Origin of the sequence: Sphingomonas zeae (assembly GCF_014197135.1) — a bacterium.
GTDB classification, from domain to species: Bacteria; Pseudomonadota; Alphaproteobacteria; order Sphingomonadales; family Sphingomonadaceae; genus Sphingomonas; species Sphingomonas zeae.
In genome coordinates, this window is sequence record NZ_JACIFA010000002.1 from 145,624 (window position 1) to 162,011 (window position 16,388).

At 65.8% G+C, this 16,388-nt stretch carries 13 protein-coding genes; 9 read left to right on the forward strand and 4 right to left on the reverse strand.

What is annotated here, in order from left to right:
* Window positions 1-198: 198 nt before the first annotated feature.
* Window positions 199-2,886 carry an aconitate hydratase AcnA gene (acnA, locus tag GGR45_RS03785; RefSeq protein WP_175312823.1) on the reverse strand — a complete coding sequence of 896 codons (2,688 nt, stop codon included), beginning with the start codon at window positions 2,884-2,886 and terminating at the stop codon, window positions 199-201.
* A 382-nt stretch (window positions 2,887-3,268) separates the two neighbouring features.
* Here acnA and GGR45_RS03790 point away from each other — a divergent pair, with 382 nt between their 5' ends.
* The 6 genes from GGR45_RS03790 (at window position 3,269) to GGR45_RS03815 (ending at window position 5,991) form a co-directional block, all read left to right on the forward strand.
* The gene (locus tag GGR45_RS03790; RefSeq protein ID WP_246358037.1) at window positions 3,269-3,481 is read left to right on the forward strand and encodes a hypothetical protein; all 213 of its coding nucleotides are present in this window, start codon (window positions 3,269-3,271) and stop codon (window positions 3,479-3,481) included.
* A 139-nt stretch (window positions 3,482-3,620) separates the two neighbouring features.
* A complete protein-coding gene (locus GGR45_RS03795; protein ID WP_175312824.1) occupies window positions 3,621-4,169 on the forward strand; it encodes a helix-turn-helix domain-containing protein in 549 nt (182 codons plus the stop codon).
* 51 nt (window positions 4,170-4,220) lie between these two features.
* Window positions 4,221-4,568 carry a hypothetical protein gene (locus tag GGR45_RS03800; protein ID WP_175312825.1) on the forward strand — a complete coding sequence of 116 codons (348 nt, stop codon included), beginning with the start codon at window positions 4,221-4,223 and terminating at the stop codon, window positions 4,566-4,568.
* Window positions 4,569-4,620: 52 nt separating this feature from the next.
* Complete coding sequence (locus GGR45_RS03805; protein ID WP_175312826.1) at window positions 4,621-5,079, forward strand: hypothetical protein; 459 nt, start codon at window positions 4,621-4,623, stop codon at window positions 5,077-5,079.
* On the forward strand, window positions 5,076-5,534 hold the full coding sequence (locus tag GGR45_RS03810; protein ID WP_175312827.1) for a hypothetical protein: 459 nt from the start codon (window positions 5,076-5,078) through the stop codon (window positions 5,532-5,534). The genes GGR45_RS03805 and GGR45_RS03810 overlap by 4 nt, the downstream gene beginning before the upstream one ends.
* Window positions 5,535-5,622: 88 nt before the next feature.
* Window positions 5,623-5,991, forward strand: coding sequence for a phasin family protein (locus tag GGR45_RS03815; RefSeq protein WP_246358038.1), 369 nt, complete (start codon window positions 5,623-5,625; stop codon window positions 5,989-5,991).
* Between the two features lie 115 nt (window positions 5,992-6,106).
* Here the strand turns inward: GGR45_RS03815 and GGR45_RS03820 are convergent, their stop codons facing one another.
* The 3 genes from GGR45_RS03820 to GGR45_RS03830 are packed head-to-tail and all read right to left on the reverse strand — an operon-like array spanning window position 6,107 to window position 12,154.
* On the reverse strand, window positions 6,107-7,717 hold the full coding sequence (locus GGR45_RS03820; protein WP_175312829.1) for an efflux transporter outer membrane subunit: 1,611 nt from the start codon (window positions 7,715-7,717) through the stop codon (window positions 6,107-6,109).
* A complete protein-coding gene (locus GGR45_RS03825) occupies window positions 7,717-10,944 on the reverse strand; it encodes a multidrug efflux RND transporter permease subunit (protein WP_175312830.1) in 3,228 nt (1,075 codons plus the stop codon). The genes GGR45_RS03820 and GGR45_RS03825 overlap by 1 nt, the downstream gene beginning before the upstream one ends.
* 7 nt (window positions 10,945-10,951) lie before the next feature.
* Window positions 10,952-12,154, reverse strand: a complete 1,203-nt coding sequence (locus tag GGR45_RS03830) for an efflux RND transporter periplasmic adaptor subunit (protein WP_175313079.1) — start codon at window positions 12,152-12,154, stop codon at window positions 10,952-10,954.
* A 250-nt stretch (window positions 12,155-12,404) separates the two neighbouring features.
* On the opposite strand from GGR45_RS03830, the gene rpiA reads away from it, so the two are divergent.
* From rpiA to tal, 3 genes are all read left to right on the forward strand, one after another.
* The gene (gene rpiA, locus GGR45_RS03835) at window positions 12,405-13,076 is read left to right on the forward strand and encodes a ribose-5-phosphate isomerase RpiA (protein WP_175312831.1); all 672 of its coding nucleotides are present in this window, start codon (window positions 12,405-12,407) and stop codon (window positions 13,074-13,076) included.
* A gap of 72 nt (window positions 13,077-13,148) precedes the next feature.
* Entirely contained in the window at window positions 13,149-15,236 is a 2,088-nt protein-coding gene (gene tkt, locus GGR45_RS03840) for a transketolase (protein ID WP_175312832.1), read from the forward strand.
* Window positions 15,236-16,360, forward strand: a complete 1,125-nt coding sequence (tal, locus tag GGR45_RS03845) for a transaldolase (protein ID WP_175312833.1) — start codon at window positions 15,236-15,238, stop codon at window positions 16,358-16,360. Before tkt ends, tal begins: the two co-directional genes overlap by 1 nt.
* Window positions 16,361-16,388: the final 28 nt, after the last annotated feature.

A 16,388-nucleotide genomic window follows, 5' to 3' on the forward strand; every position in this document is an offset into this window, starting at 1 on the left:
CGGCCGCGCCTTTGCCGCGTCGACGATCTTGAGAAGGGAGGGGCGCGTACGGCGAGGCCTGTCCTCGCTGCGTCCTCCCCGGCTCTGCGCGAACGGAAAATGGGCATGGTACACGAAAAAGGGCCTGCCGGATCTCTCCGGCCAGGCCCTTTCGCATAACAGCAAGGGGCGGACCTTTCGGCCCGCCCCTTGGGCAACTTACGCCGCCAGGTTGCGCAGCACGTACTGCAGGATGCCGCCGTTCAGGAAATATTCCAGCTCGTTGACGGTATCGATGCGGCACTTGGTCAGGAAGGTTTCGGTCGAACCGTCCTTGCGGGCCAGGATCACTTCGACATCCTGACGCGGGCGCAGGTTAGCCACATTCTGGATGGTGAAGCTCTCGGTGCCGTCCAGCTTCAGCGTCTCGCGGGTCACGCCCTCGGCGAACTGCAGCGGCAGGACGCCCATGCCGACCAGGTTCGAACGGTGGATACGCTCGAAGCTCTCGGTGATGACTGCACGCACGCCGAGCAGATTGGTGCCCTTCGCCGCCCAGTCGCGCGACGAGCCGGTGCCATATTCCTTGCCCGCGACGATGACGAGCGGCGTGCCGTCGGCCTTGTGACGCATGGCTGCGTCATAGATCGGCATCACCTCGCCTTCATACTTGGTCATGCCGCCTTCGATACCCGGCACCATCTCGTTCTTGATGCGGATATTGGCGAAGGTGCCGCGCATCATCACGTCATGGTTGCCACGACGCGCGCCATAGGAGTTGAAGTCCTTCTTGGCGACCTGATGCTCCTGCAGGAAGATGCCGGCGGGGCTGTCAGCCTTGATCGAACCGGCCGGGCTGATGTGGTCGGTCGTGATCGAGTCGCCCAGGATGGCGAGCGGCTTGGCCTCGATGATGTCGGTGACGGGCTTCGGCGTCATCTCCATGCCCTCGAAATAGGGCGGGTTGGCGACATAGGTCGACGCGGCGGGCCAGGCATAGGTGTCCGAACCGGTCACTTCGATCGCCGACCACTTGGCGTCGCCCGCATAGACGTTGCCATAGCGCGAACGGAACATCTCGTCGTCGATGTTCGCATCCATCAGCGAACGGACTTCCTCATTCGAGGGCCAGATGTCCTTCAGATACACGTCCTGGCCGTCCTTGCCCTGGCCGATCGGCGTCTCACGCATGTCCTGCGTGACGGTGCCCTTCAGCGCATAGGCGACGACCAGCGGGGGCGAGGCGAGGAAGTTGGCGCGCACGTCGGGCGAGACGCGGCCTTCGAAGTTGCGGTTGCCCGACAGGACCGACGCCGCGACGATGTCATTGCCGTTGATCGCCTTCGAGATCGGCTCGGCGAGCGGACCCGAATTGCCGATGCAGGTGGTGCAGCCATAGCCGACCAGGTTGAAGCCGATCGCGTCGAGATCGGCGGTCAGGCCCGCCTTGTCGAGGTAATCGGTGACGACCTGTGAACCGGGAGCGAGCGAGGTCTTGACCCAGGGCTTGGGCTTCAGGCCCAGCGCGTTCGCCTTGCGCGCGACGAGGCCGGCGGCGACCAGCACGCTCGGGTTCGAGGTGTTGGTGCAGCTGGTGATCGCGGCGATCACGACGTCGCCGTCGCCGATGTCATGGCCACGGTCATCGACTGCGACCCGCTTGGCCTCGTCCTTCTTGTACACCTTGGCGAGGTCGGCGTTGAACACGTCGTCCACCTCGGTCAGCACGACCTTGTCCTGCGGGCGCTTCGGGCCGGCAAGCGACGGCACGACCGTCGACATGTCGAGTTCCAGCGTGTCGGTGAAGACGGGGTCGGCGGCATCGTCATGACGCCAGAAGCCGTTCGCCTTGGCATAGGCCTCAACGAGCGCGACATTCTCGTCCGAACGCGCGGTCAGGCGCATATAGTCGAGCGTCTTGTCGTCGATCGGGAAGAAGCCGCAGGTCGCGCCATATTCGGGCGCCATGTTGGCGATCGTCGCACGGTCGGCGAGCGTCATCGACGACAGGCCGGGGCCATAGAACTCGACGAAGCGGCCGACCACACCCTTGGCGCGCAGCATCTGGGTGATGGTCAGCACCAGATCGGTGGCGGTGATGCCTTCCTGGAGCTTGCCGGTCAGCTTGAAGCCGACGACTTCGGGGATCAGCATCGACACGGGCTGGCCGAGCATCGCGGCTTCCGCCTCGATCCCGCCAACGCCCCAGCCGAGCACGCCCAGGCCGTTGATCATCGTGGTGTGGCTGTCGGTGCCCACCAGTGTGTCCGGGTACGCGATCGCGGCCGAACCCTTGGCGTGCTCGCCCGTCTCGGTCGAAGACCAGATGGCCTGGCCGATATATTCCAGGTTCACCTGGTGGCAGATGCCGGTGCCTGGCGGAACCACCGAGAAATTGTCGAGCGCCTTGGAACCCCACTTCAGGAACTCATAGCGTTCCATGTTGCGCTGATATTCGAGGTCGACATTGTCCTCGAACGCCTGCGGCGTGCCAAACTCGTCGACCATGACCGAGTGGTCGATGACGAGGTGGACGGGAACCTGCGGATTGATCTTGGCGGCATCGCCGCCCAGCTTGGTGATCGCATCGCGCATCGCGGCGAGGTCGACCACGCAGGGCACGCCGGTGAAGTCCTGCATCAGCACGCGCGCCGGGCGATACTGGATCTCGCGATCGGAACGCTGGGTCTTCTGCCAGTCGACGATCGCCTGGATATCCTCGCGCGTGACGGTCTTGCCGTCCTCGAAGCGCAGCAGATTTTCCAGCAGCACCTTCATCGAGAAGGGCAGGCGGCTGATGTCGCCCAGCTGCTCGGAGGCCTTGGCGAGGCTATAATAATCATAGGTCTTGCCGTCGACATCGAGCGTCGAGCGGGTGTTCAGGCTGTCCTGGCCTATCGCAGTCATGGGCGTCCCTTCATGGTCGAGCCGGGCACGCCCAGGGGGACACGGCAGCATGCAGCCGCGAGCAAGGCGCGCCGGGGAAATCTCCGGTTGACGTGGGCGCCTTAGCAAGCGGTTGGCCGGCAGGGAAGGGTGTCGCGCCGTGAAACCGGGCAGGGCTGCTCGAGGCCGTTGGACATCGCTTCCCAATCCGGCACGGGCCGTGGCGGCCGCTGATGCCAAGCCTGGAAAATACGTGGAACAGCCAAGGTCGATGACGGGTTCAGACAGTCATGGATGGAGTTCGGACAATGCGCGCCCTGAAGGATGATCGATCAGCCAGATTGGCGGCCCGTACCGGGCGGATGGGATCGACGGCGGGGCGGGCGGGTGCCATCCTCATCGCATGGTGGCGGCGATGACGGGGGATTCGTCCAGCAAGGGCGGACGTCGCCCGGACCCGATCGTCGCGGTCGGCCTGTTGACCCAGCGCGATCTTGACGTGCTGGGGTCAGGCTTCCGGCGGTCTTTTCCCGTCAGCGAAGACGCCGCGTTCGACGATTTGCTCCAGGCTCTCGATTCGATCGAGGCCATTCACGTGCCCCATCGCCGGGAATAATCGTCGGAAGTGATTAACTTTGTTCGTTAATGGTTCATCTCCTCCAGATTGGAAACGGAACGGCTTGGCGACGCCCCATCGACCCGGCTAGTGCTGTCGGCATGGCTGGACGGATTATCCGGCGCGACCGGAAAATGAGATGACGCCCGAACGCTTCGCCCTGCTTACCCGCCGTCATCGTGAATGTCTTCGCGGGGTCAAGGCGCTCAAGGGCTCGAAGGAAATCGCCACTGAACTCGGCTTGGGAAAGTCGACCGTCGACAGCTATCTGGCTGAGGCGGTGCGGCTGCTGGGCGCGCGCAATCGGCGCGAGGCGGCGATGGCACTGGCCGAAGATGAGGCCCGGTCGAACGACCAAGATATTGACGAACAAGGGGAACTACCCCCGCATAAAATCATACCCAATTCTACGGGGCTGGTTTCTGATCCACCTGCCATGCCACTTCCGATGGCACCGGATGGGAGTACGGTCGGTGGGGCGGTGCAGGACGGCCATGTCCACGCATCGCCCCGCTTGTCCCTTCCCTTCCGGCGGCAAGGGCAGACCCGTAACGACATGAGCATGGCCGAAAGGCTGCTCTGGGTTCCGACAATCGCCATCGCGCTGGCCATCGGCTTCGGGATGCTGGCCACGGGTCTCGACGTGATGACCCGCGTGATCGGACGATTGTCCCACCTTGCCGGATGACCATCCTCCATGCCGCTCGCTGCGGATGGACCAGATCAGGGGGCACAGGCGATGACGTCGGAACATGAGGCGGCTCTTCAGGTAACGCGGCTCCTGTGGAAGCTGGAGAATGAACTCGATGCGGCGTTCGCCACCGCGGGCGAACTCGCGACAGCGCTGCCACGCGCGCGCGCCGAGGCGCGGCTGTCGGCGGTGGTCGGGCAACACGCGTTCGAGATGCTGGGCCAGGCGATGATGGCGATCGGCCAGGCGCGCGGCCATACCGTGCAGAGCCACCGTATCTTGGAAAAGGTCGGCCAGACGATCGGCTTCGACGCGGACGAATATGGCGACAACCGCCCCAAGCCGCCCCAGACGACCGGGATCGTCGAGGCCCTGCCGCTGCGCGCGGCGGCCTGATCCGGGAGCGGCGCGGCGTGTCCTTTCCCCATCCTGACCCGCAGGGCGCGCCGTGACGCATATCTATGTCTTCAACCTCGTTCAGGCGCTGGTCTGCCTCTATGCACTGACGCTCGGCGGCTGGCCGGAGCGGGCGACAGCAGTGATCCTGCTGTGCGCCTCGATCGCGACGGTCCTGCTGCCGTTCGACCCTTCGACCAGCTTTCGGAATGTCGAGACGCTGGAGCTCATCATCGATCTGATGCTGATGGGGGGGCTGATGGCAATCGCCCTGCTCGCCAATCGGTTCTGGCCGCTATGGCTCGCCGCGCTGCACCTGCTGGCGGTCGCCATCCACGGCGTCAAAGGGTTCGACACGTCGCTGGTCCCGTGGATGTACGCGGCGGCGGGGGGCAAGCTGGCCTATCCGATGATCCTGCTGCTGGCGGCCGGAGTGCTGCGGCATCGGATGCGGCTGGCCCGATACGGCTCGGACCCGGACTGGTCCTTACCCTGGCGGGATATACGATGACTTGCGATTTCCAATTGCTGCATTGGCCCGCGGAAGACCGGGCAAGCTTCGGTCATTTCGCCGCCGTCATGGCGGAGGTGCAGGCGCGCATTCACGCCATTTCGGGCGAGACGACCGGCGTGCCCGTTCCGCGTGCGCCCCGGGTGCCGACGCCGCGCGAATGTGCCGCGATGATGCTGAAGCATCGCCGCGACGCTCGTGCGATCGCTGGTGGCGATGGCGACATGTTCGGCGATCCGGCTTGGGAGATCGCGCTCGCCGTCTTCCACGCCGAGGGGCAGGAGAGCGATGCGGCGTTGCTCGAAACGGCGGGCCTGTCGCCGACCAGTCCGGTCGGTGCGCGATGGATCAATCTGTTGCTGACGCGAGGATGGGTCGAACGGCGCGAGGACGGGCATCTACACGCGACGGAGAAGATGGTCACGATCCTGAATGGCTATTTCGCCCGGCTGTGACCGTTACAGTCACGGCAAGACCGCCGTGCAACTCCTGAAGCCTCCACGGGTTCAATCGTAACGGGCATAACGAGAGGAGATGACGGACATGGCCGAGGATATCGGAACGGGCGGCGGCGCGGGAGCGATCGGCGGCGACATGGGCGCGGGTGCGTTCACTGACCGGATGAAGGGCGCCGGCGAGGCGATGAAGGCGTCGGGCCAGAAGATGGCCGAGGGTGGGTCGCAGGTCACACTCAAGATGCTGGAGCAGGCGGAGACCAACACGCGTGAGGCGTTCGCCGCAATGCGTTCGGCGGCGTCGGCCAAGGATCTGACCGACGTCATGCGAATCCAGACCGAGTTTCTGCGCGAACAGGGCAATCGTTCCATGTCGCAAGCGCGTGAGATCGGCGAGATGATCGTCCAGTTCGGCCGCGACGCGGTCGGCGCGGCGCGCGGACCCAAGCAGGACTGATATGGGAAGCGTCGGGACGGGTGATGCCCTCACCCTTCCCACGCGCTAGCGCATGGCCGCCTTCCTCTCCCACTGGGAGAGGGAGGGGCGGAGCTTCGGAAGAGTGAGGGTAGGCTTAGTTCACGGGGGCCGAGAGCGGCACCGGCCCGTTTGGCGTCGTTTCCAGCAGCGAGTCGCCGCCGAGCACGCGGTATAGCGTGACCCGGTTGGTCGCGGCGGTCAGCTGCGTTGCGATCACCGTCCGCTGCGCCGAATAAAGCGAGCGCTGCGCATCCAGCGTATTCAGGAACGGCGTGACCCCACCGCGATAGCTGGCCTCGGTCAGCCGGTACGTATCCGCGGCGGCATTCAGGAAGCGGCGGTTGGCGCCGAGCTGATCGGCGATCGTGCCCTGCCGCGCCAGCGCGTCGGCGGTTTCCTGAAAGGCGGTCTGGATCGTCTTTTCATAGGTTGCGAGCGCGGCGTCGCGCTGGGCTTTCGAGTATTCGACGTTCGCCACGCCCGCCCCCGCCTGGAAGATCGGATAGCTTACCGAGGGGGCGACCGAATAGTTAAAGCTGCCGCCCGAGAAGAGCGAGGACAGCGCGGTGCTGGCAAAGCCGACCAGCCCGGTCAGCGAGATGCGCGGGAACAACGCCGCGCGCGCCGCGCCGATCTGGCCATTGGCGGCGCGGAGCAGATATTCGGCCTGCACCACGTCCGGGCGACGCAGCAGGATGCCCGAATCCAGCCCGGCGGGCAGCGTCGCGACGGTCGGCGCGGCTTCCTCAATCGAGCGGGGGAGCAGCGCGGTGTCGATAGGCGCACCGACCAGCAGTTGCAGCGCGTTGACGTCCTGCGCCACCGCGGTCTTCTGCTGCGCCAGATCGGCCTGCGCGGTCGCCAGCACCTGTTCGGCCTGCCGTAGATCGGTGCGCGGCGAGATGCCGCCCTCCAGCCGTGCGCGGGTCAGCGTGACGCTGCGCTCGGCATTGGCGGCGGTCTGCTGCGCAATGGCGAGCAGGCTCTGGTCCGCGCCATAGGTGAGCCAGGTCTGGGCGATATCGCCGACCAGCGTCAGCCGGGTCGCGCGCGCGGCAGCCTCGGTCGCGAAATAGCGGTCGAGCGCCGATCCGGTCAGCGAGCGGATACGCCCGAACAGGTCCAGCTCGAACGCGTTGACGCCCAGGTTTACCGACCAGGCGCTGCCGCTGCCATTGGCGCCGGTGACGATCCCGCCGCCGGTATCCACACCGCCATTGCCGATGCCCGTACCCGTGCCGCCACCGACGTTGCCTGTGCCGGTTCCCGTTCCCGTTCCCGTTCCCGTGCCGCCGTTATTGCCAGTATTGGTGCCCGTACCGCCACCGCCGACCGCGCTTGATCCGGCACCACCCGATCCGCGATCGGTATAGCTGTACCGGCCGGTGACACTGACATTGGGAAGCAGGTTGGCGCGCTGGATGCGGTATTGCGCGCGGGTAGAGGCGATGTTGGCCGCCGCGACGCGCAGGTCGCGGTTGTTGGCCAGCGCCTGCACGATCAGTTGCTGCAACCGCTGGTCGCGGAAGATATCGCTGTAGCGCACCGTGGGCAGCGCCGCCTCCGACTGGCGGAGATAGGCGTCGCCGACCGGCCAAGATGGCGGCACCGGAGTCGCGGGCCGCTCATATTTCGGGTTCATCGAACAGGCGGACAGCGCGGTCGCGCCCAGCAGCAGGGCAAGGGAGGGGGACAGGATACGCATCAGGCCTTCTCCGCCTCGCCTTCGGGGGCCGGGCGATGACCCGCGCCATGCTCGCTCGTCGGCTTGCCCCGCAACCGGGCCAGGCCGTTGCGCACCGACCGGCGCACCAGCACGAAGAACAACGGGATGTAGAAGATCGCCAGCACGGTGGCGGTCAGCATCCCGCCGATCACGGCGGTGCCGATCGCGATCCGGCTGTTGGCACCCGCGCCCGTCGAAATGGCGAGCGGCAGCACTCCGAAGATGAAGGCAAAGCTGGTCATCAGGATGGGGCGCAGACGGATCTTGGCCGCCTCCAGCGCGGCGTCGATGACCCGCTTGCCCTGCTTCTCCGCCTGCTCGGCGAACTCGATCATCAGGATCGCGTTCTTCGCCGCCAGCCCCATGGTCGTCAGCAGACCGATCTGGAGATAGACGTCGTTGGTCAGCCCGCGCAGCGTGACGAAGGCGACCGCGCCGATCAGGCCCAGCGGGATGACCAGCAGCACCGCGAACGGGATCGACCAGCTTTCATAGAGCGCGGCGAGGCACAGGAAGACGACCAGGATCGACAGGCCGTACAGGATCGGCGCCTGCCCGCCCGACAGGCGCTCCTGATAGGACAGCCCCGCCCAGGAGATGGTGGTGCCGGGGATTTCCGCCGCCAGTTCGGTCATCCGCTTCATCGCGTCGCCCGAGCTGTAGCCAGGGGCAGCCGATCCCTGGAATTCGTAAGACGGGATGCCGTTGAACCGCGACAGGGTGGTCGGCGCCACGCCCCAGTTGATCGTCGAGAAGGACGAGAAGGGTGCCATCTGGCCGCTCGACCCGCGCACGAACCATTGCTTCAGATCCTCGGGCTCGGCGCGATAGGGCGCGTCGCCCTGTACGAAGACGCGCTTGACGCGACCCCGGTCGATGAAGTCGTTGACATATTGGCCGCCCCAGGCGGTCGACAGGGTCGAGTTAACCTGTTGCTGGGTCAGGCCCAGGGCCGACAGCTTCTGCTGGTCGAGATCGACGCGCAGCGTGGCGATGTCGGGCAGCTCGGTCAGGCGGACCGAGGCCAGCATCGGGTCGGCATTGGCCTTGGCGAGCAGCTGGTCGCGCACCGCCTCGAACTTCTCCAGCGGCATGCCGGAGATGTTCTGCAGCTCCATCGTAAAGCCGTCCGACTGGCCGAGGCCGCGAATGGCGGGGGGCACCAGCGCGAAGACCTGCGCGTCGCGAAGCCCCCGGAACGCCGCGGAGGCGCGGCCGGTAATGGCGTCGGCGCTATTCTCCTTGCCCTTGCGGTCCTTCCAGTCGACGAAGTTGATGAAGCCCTGTCCGGTATTCTGGCCGCTGGTGCCGCCACCGCCGCCCCCTGCGACCGAGAACAGGACCGAGACGTTCTTCGCTTCGTGCTGCGCGAAATATTGCTCGACGCTGCGCTGCACCTCCATGGTGCGGCCCTGCGTGGCCCCGGCGGGCAGGCGGAACTGGATCAGCGCCGATCCCTGGTCCTCGGTCGGCAGGAAGCCGGTCGGCAGGCGCAGGAACAGGACCGCCAGCAGCGCAACGACCCCCGCATAGATCAGCAGGAACAGCCATTTGCGGTCGACGACGGTGCGCACGGCGGAGGTATATTTCTCGACCGTCCACTCGAAACGCGTGTTGAAGCCGTCCTTGGCACGCTGGAGCCCGTGCGCGACGCGCGGGAACTTGCGGTCGAGCCAGCCGCCTTCCTCGCCCTCGCGCGCCTTCTGCTTCAGAAGCGTCGCGGTCAGCGCGGGGCTCAGGATGAGCGCGACCGCCACCGACAGGATCATCGCCGAAACGATGGTGATCGAGAACTGGCGATAGATGACGCCCGTCGACCCGCCGAAGAACGCCATCGGCAGGAACACCGCCGACAGGACAAGCGCGATGGCGATCAGGGCGACGCTGATCTCCTTCATCGACTCGATCGTCGCCTCGCGCGGCGTCATGTCGGGATTTTCCTCGAGCAGACGCTCGACATTCTCCACGACCACGATCGCATCGTCGACCAGCAGGCCGATCGCCAGCACCAGCCCGAACAGGGTCAGCGTGTTGATCGAGAATCCGGCCAGATAGAAGATCGCGAAGGTGCCCAGCAACACCACCGGCACCGCGATCGTCGGGATCAGCGTCGCGCGCCAGCTTTGCAGGAAGACGAACATGACGATGACGACCAGGATGATCGCCTCGATCAGCGTCTTGACCACCTCGTCGATCGACAGCTTGATGAAGGCGGTGGTGTCGTTGGCGTAAGCGACCTTGAGGCCGGCCGGGAAGGTCTTCGCCACCCGGTTGACCTCGGCCTTGACCAGTTCGGCGGTCTTCAGCGCGTCGGCGCCCGGCGCCATCAGGACGGCGATACCGGCGCCCGGATGCTGGTTGATCCGGCTGACCGCCGCATAGCTTTCCGCGCCCAGCTCGATGCGCGCCACGTCGGACAGCTTGACGGTCGCGCCGTTGTTCAGCGTCTTGACGATGATCTCGCGGAACTGCTCGGGCGTCTGGAGCCGCGACATGGAGGTGACGGTCGCGTTCAGCATCTGCGTCGTCGGCGATGGCGTGCCACCGACCTCACCGGCCGCGACCTCGGTATTCTGGTTCTGGATCGCGGTCGTCACGTCCGACGGCATCAGCTGATACGAGGCCAGCTTCTCCGGGTTGAGCCAGATGCGCATCGCATATTGCGAGCCGAAGACGTTGGTGTCGCCGACGCCCTGGATACGGCCGAGCGGGTCCTGGAGATTGGAGACGAGATAATCGGCGACGTCCTGGTTCGTCATCCGGTTCGTCTCGTCATAGACGCCCGCGATGAGGAGGAAGTCGGGGTTCGACTTGCGGACGACCAAGCCCTGTTGCTGCACCTGCTGCGGCAGGCGGGCGACCGATTGCTGGACCTGGTTCTGGACCTGCACCTGCGCGATGTCGGGGTCGGTGCCCTTGGCGAAGGTGGCGGTGATCGTCACCGAGCCGCGGCTGGACGATGAGGACTGGAAATAGAGCAGCCCGTCGATGCCGGTCAGCTGCTGCTCGATGACCTGCGTGACCGAATTTTGTAGCGTCTGTGCCGACGCGCCGGGGAAGGTGGCGCGGATCGAAACCTGGGGCGGCGCGACGTCCGGATATTGCGCGATGGGCAGGCCGATGATCGCGCCGACGCCCGCCAGCATGACGATGATGGCCAGGACCCAGGCGAAGATGGGGCGATCGATGAAGACGCGGCTGATCATGATCCGGTCAGCCCGCCTTGCCCTTGGCGGCCTGCATCTTCTTCAACTGTTCGGGCGAGGGGGGCTGGACCTTTTGCGGGCTGTTGGCGGGCACCGCACGCACGCTCTGGCCGGGGCGGAGGTTCGCCAGGCCCTGGGTCACGATCTTGTCGCCGGGTTTCAGGCCGTCGGTGACGACCCAGAAGGCCCCTTGCGTCCGCTCGGCCTTGACCTTGCGTTCCTGCACCTTGTCGTTCGGGCCGACGACGAACAGCGTCGCATTGCCCTTCGGATCGCGCGACAGAGCCTGTTGCGGGACCATATAGGCGCTGGTGTCGATCGCCTGGGCGAACTGCGCGCGCACGAACATGCCGGGCAGCAGCAGCCCTTGCGGATTGGGGAAGCGGGCGCGCAGCGTCACCGTGCCGGTCTGCGGATCGACCACCGCTTCGGCAAACTCGACCCGGCCGGTCTGGCCATAGTCCGTGCCGTCCTCCAGCCGCAGCTTGACGTTCGCGCTGGCGGGGATCAGCCCGTCGCGCGCCGACAGGCTGCGACGCAGCGACAGCAGGTCGCTGGCGGATTGCTGGATGTCGACGAAGATCGGATCGAGCCGCTGGATCTGCGCCAGCGGGTCGGTCTGTCCGGTGCTGACCAGCGCGCCGACGGTGAACAGCGATCGGCCGATGCGCCCGGTGATGGGGGCGGGGACGGTGGTGAATTGGAGGTTGACGCGGGCGGTCTCCAGTGCGGCACGGGTCTGCGCCACCTGGGCGGCGGCCTGGCGGGCGCTGGCCTGCGCGTTGGTGTAATCCTGCTTCGAGATCGCCTCGATCTGCGCCAGCGGGCGATAGCGTTCAGCCAGCGTGCGCGTCGCCTCGGCATTGGCCTGCGCGCTCTGCAGATTGGCGGCGGCCTGGTTGGCGGCGGCGCGATAGAGGCGCGGATCGATTTCGTAGAGCGGCTGGCCGCGCTTGACGAGGCTGCCCTCGGTGAACAGGCGGCGGCGGATGACGCCCGTTACCTGCGGACGCACGTCGGAGCTTTCAAAGGCGCTGGTCCGCGCGGCCAGTTCGGTCACGATCGGCGCGTCGGTCGGCTGGACGATCACGTAACCGACGGTCGGGGTCGCTTGCGCCCCGCCGCGCCCCTTGGTCGCGCCGCCGCCCTTCTCGCCGCCGCATCCCGAAAGGGATGCGAGTGCCAGGACCATGGCCGTACCGGCGAGCATGCCGCGCCCGCGAAAGCCTGCAAAATTCAATTCGTCCACCTGCCTGAGATGCCAGCGACGCGCCCGGCCCGCGCGATAATGCCCGGACAAGACGAAACGTTGCCGTTCGATAACAAATTGCACGAGGCGGCTTTCAAAAGGCAAGCGATCATGGCCTAATCCGCTGGCTTTATTTGTCGCAAATTGTCGCGCTGCGACAAATTCCGAGGGCGGGGGAGCCTTTGGGGTTTTGAAGCATTTTCAGGGGGACATGACTGATCGGGACGCCGATAAACGCCTCGCCGCCGTGGCTGCGGTCAAAGAGGTTTGCGACGATATGCTGGTGGGGCTGGGGACCGGCTCGACCGCCGCCCATGCCATTGCCGCACTGGCGGACAGGCGCCTGGCGATCGAGGCCGTGGCGACCTCACGCGCCAGCGCCGATCTGGCGCGATCCTTGGGCATCAAGGTTCGCGATTTCGCCGAGGTGACGCGCATCGATCTGGCGATCGACGGGGCGGATGCCATCGATGCCGATCTGCGGGCGGTGAAGGGGGCGGGCGGCGCGATGTTGCGCGAGAAGATCGTCGCCGCTTCCGCCGACCGGATGATCGTTATCTCCGACGACTCGAAGCAGGTTGAGCGGCTGGGGGGCACCAAGCTGCCGGTCGAGATCCTGCCTTTCGGGCGTGCTTTCGTAACCGCCCGGCTTTCCGCGCTGTTCCAGCGACTTGTGGAGCGTGCCGATTACCGTACCGACAACGGCAATATCGTGATCGATGGCCATGGCTGGGACGATGCCGACCCGGCAGCCCTGGCAGATGCGTTGATGGCAATTCCCGGCGTCGTCGGGCACGGCCTGTTCCTGAACGAGATCGACGCCGCCTATATTGCCGGGAACGGGATCGTTACCCGGCTGGAACGGGGGCGTCAGGCGCGCTAAGGCCGCCCACGCATGGCAACCAGAGCGAGCGCGGATGCGTTCGATCGTACATTAGAGGATGAGGCCAGTTTCATGACCGATGCCACCACCAATGCCGTGGCCGACAGCCATCTCCACGAGGACGGGTCGATCGAGCGCCTGACCATCGACACGATCCGCACCCTGTCGATGGACGCGGTGCAGCAGGCCAATTCGGGCCATCCCGGCACGCCGATGGCGCTGGCGCCCGTCGGTCACACCGTCTGGTCGAAGTTCCTCCGCTACGATCCCGCGCACGCCGACTGGCCCAATCGCGACCGCTTCGTGCTGTCGGTCGGCCATGCCTCGATGCTGCTCTATTCGCTGATCCACCTCGCGGGGATCGAGGAGATCGACGCAAACGGCAAGAAGTCGGGCAAGCCTGCGCTCAGCCTGGAGGACCTGAAGGGGTTCCGCCAGCTCAGCTCAAAGACACCGGGCCATCCCGAATATCGCCACACCACCGGTGTCGAGACGACGACCGGCCCGCTGGGTGCCGGTTGCGGCAACTCGGTCGGCATGGCGATCGCCGAGCGCTGGCTGGCCGCGCATTTCAACCGCGAGGGCTTCCCGATCTTCGACCATGACGTGTACGTCGTGTGCGGCGATGGCGACATGATGGAGGGCGTCGCGTCGGAGGCCGCTTCGACCGCCGGGCATCTCAAGCTGTCAAATCTCTGCTGGATCTACGACTCGAACCACATCTCGATCGAGGGTGGCACCGACCTGGCGTTCGACGAAGATGTGGGCAAGCGCTTCGAGGCCTATGGCTGGAACGTCCTGCACGTCGACGACGCCAATGACGTGGCCGCGCTGACCGCCGCGCTCGACACTTTCAAGGCGACGACTGACAAGCCGACCTTCATCGTCGTGAAGTCGGTGATCGGCTATGGCAGCCCCAAGGCGGGCAGCGAAAAGGCCCATGGTGAACCGCTGGGCGACGACGCCATCCGCGCGACGAAGAAGGCCTATGGCTGGCCCGAGGATGCCAAGTTCCTGGTGCCCGACGGCGTGCGCGAGGCTTTCCAGGGCGCGATCGAGGCACGCGGCAAGCCGCTGCGCGACGAATGGGTCGCGATGGTCGACAAGTACCGCGCCGCGCACCCCGATCTCGCTGCACAGCTCGACGCGATGCTCGCCGACAAGCTGCCTGAGGGCTGGGATGCCGACATTCCGGTGTTCGAAGCGGATGCCAAGGGCGTCGCCAGCCGCGATTCGGGCGGCAAGGTGCAGAACGCCATTGCGGCGAAGGTGCCGTGGCTGATCGGCGGCTCGGCCGACCTCGCGCCCTCGACCAAGACGCTCATCAAGGATGGCGGCTCGTTCCAGGCGGGCAGCTATGAGGGCCGCAACATGCACTTTGGCGTGCGTGAGCATTCGATGGGCGCGATTGTCGACGGCATGGCGCTGTCGCATCTGCGTTCGTACGGCGCGACCTTCCTGGTCTTTTCCGACTATATGCGCGCGCCGATCCGCCTCGCCGCGATCATGGAATTGGGCGCCACCTTCGTCTTCACGCACGACTCGATCGGCGTGGGCGAGGACGGCCCGACCCACCAGCCGATCGAGCATCTGGCGACGCTGCGCGCGATCCCCGGCCTCGACACCATCCGCCCCGGCGATGCCAACGAAGTCGCCGAGGCCTGGCGCTGCGCCGTCGAGTCGGCCAGCCATCCGACCGCGCTGATCTTCTCGCGTCAGGCGCTCCCCACCCTGGACCGCAGCAAGTACGCGCCCGCATCGGGCGTGAAGAAGGGCGGCTATGTCCTTGCGGATTGCGAGGGCACGCCCGATATCATCCTCATCGCAACGGGCTCGGAACTGTCGCTGGTCGCGGATGCCTATGAGACGTTGAAGGCGGACGGCGTAAAGGTTCGCGTCGTCTCGCTGCCCAGCTGGTACCGTTTCGAGATGCAGGATGCGGCGTACAAGGAAAGCGTCCTGCCGCGCGGCGTCACCAAGCGTCTGGCGGTCGAGCAGGCCGGGTCGATCGGTTGGGACCGCTATGTCGGGTTCGACGGCCGCACGATCACCATGTCGACCTTCGGTGCTTCGGCCCCGCTCGCCAAGTTGCAGGACAAGTTCGGTTTCACCCACGACAATGTCGTGAAGGTGGCCCGCGAAATGCTGGAGACCAAGTGATGAGCAAGCTGTCGGAACTGGGCGCCAAGGGCTGTGCCCCCTGGCTCGATTTCGTCGATCGCAAATTCCTCGAGGCAAAGGGGCTGGAAAAGCTCGTCGCCGAGGACGGACTGACCGGCGTCACCTCCAACCCGTCGATCTTCGAAAAGGCGATGGGGCATGGCGATGCCTATGACGGCACGCTGGCGGCGTTCGACAAGGAGAACCCCGGAGCGGCGACCATCGACCGTTACGAGCATCTTGCGATCCAGGACATCAAGGCGGCGGCGGAAACGCTGAAGCCCGTCTATGACCGGCTCGATGCCAAGGACGGCTATGTCAGTCTCGAAGTGTCGCCCTATATCGCCGACGATACGGATGCGACCATCGCCGAGGCCGAGAAGCTGTGGAACGCGGTCGACCGCCCGAACCTGATGATCAAGATTCCGGGCACCGATGCGGGTGCACCGGCGATCTCCGCGACCATCGCCAAGGGGATCAACGTCAACGTCACGCTGCTATTCTCGCAGGCCGCCTACATCAAGGTGGCCGAGGCTTATGCGGCTGGCCTGGAAGAGCGCGTGAAGGCCGGACAGCCGATCGACCGGATCGCCAGCGTCGCCAGCTTCTTCATCAGCCGCATCGACTCGGCGATCGACAAGAAGATCGACGAGCGCGTTGCCGCCGGTGACGCGGAAGCGGACGCGTTGAAGGCCGTGCGTGGCAAGGTCGCGATTGCCAATGCCAAGATGGCCTATCAATGGTATCTGGAGTTCCTCAAGTCCGACCGCTGGCAGGCGCTGGCCGCCAAGGGCGCACAGCCGCAGCGTCTGCTCTGGGCGTCGACCGGCACCAAGGACCCGTCCTTCCCGGATACGCTCTACATCGACACGCTGATCGGGCCGGACACGGTCAACACCATGCCGCCCAAGACGATGGACGCCTTCCGCGACCATGGCACGGTGGCCGAGACGCTGACCGCCGATATCGACGAGGCCAAGCATATTCTCGCCGAAGCGGACCGGCTGGGTCTGGACCTGGACGGCGTGACCGACACGCTGGTCGCCGAGGGGGTCGCTTCCTTCGTCAAGGCGTTCGACGATCTGCTCGGCGCGATCGGGCAGAAGCAGCCCGCTACGGCCTGAGCCGACAGGCCCCCTCTCCAAACCGGAG

What these genes read in the sequence shown, in the direction of transcription:
- acnA (WP_175312823.1), bottom strand. Translation starts at nt 2,886, where the DNA reads ATGACTGCGATAGGCCAGGACAGCCTGAACACCCGCTCGACGCTCGAT.
- GGR45_RS03790 (WP_246358037.1), top strand. Translation starts at nt 3,269, where the DNA reads ATGGTGGCGGCGATGACGGGGGATTCGTCCAGCAAGGGCGGACGTCGC.
- GGR45_RS03795 (WP_175312824.1), top strand. Translation starts at nt 3,621, where the DNA reads ATGACGCCCGAACGCTTCGCCCTGCTTACCCGCCGTCATCGTGAATGT.
- GGR45_RS03800 (WP_175312825.1), top strand. Translation starts at nt 4,221, where the DNA reads ATGACGTCGGAACATGAGGCGGCTCTTCAGGTAACGCGGCTCCTGTGG.
- GGR45_RS03810 (WP_175312827.1), top strand. Translation starts at nt 5,076, where the DNA reads ATGACTTGCGATTTCCAATTGCTGCATTGGCCCGCGGAAGACCGGGCA.
- GGR45_RS03815 (WP_246358038.1), top strand. Translation starts at nt 5,623, where the DNA reads ATGGCCGAGGATATCGGAACGGGCGGCGGCGCGGGAGCGATCGGCGGC.
- GGR45_RS03820 (WP_175312829.1), bottom strand. Translation starts at nt 7,717, where the DNA reads ATGCGTATCCTGTCCCCCTCCCTTGCCCTGCTGCTGGGCGCGACCGCG.
- GGR45_RS03825 (WP_175312830.1), bottom strand. Translation starts at nt 10,944, where the DNA reads ATGATCAGCCGCGTCTTCATCGATCGCCCCATCTTCGCCTGGGTCCTG.
- GGR45_RS03830 (WP_175313079.1), bottom strand. Translation starts at nt 12,154, where the DNA reads ATGCTCGCCGGTACGGCCATGGTCCTGGCACTCGCATCCCTTTCGGGA.
- rpiA (WP_175312831.1), top strand. Translation starts at nt 12,405, where the DNA reads ATGACTGATCGGGACGCCGATAAACGCCTCGCCGCCGTGGCTGCGGTC.
- tkt (WP_175312832.1), top strand. Translation starts at nt 13,149, where the DNA reads ATGACCGATGCCACCACCAATGCCGTGGCCGACAGCCATCTCCACGAG.
- tal (WP_175312833.1), top strand. Translation starts at nt 15,236, where the DNA reads ATGAGCAAGCTGTCGGAACTGGGCGCCAAGGGCTGTGCCCCCTGGCTC.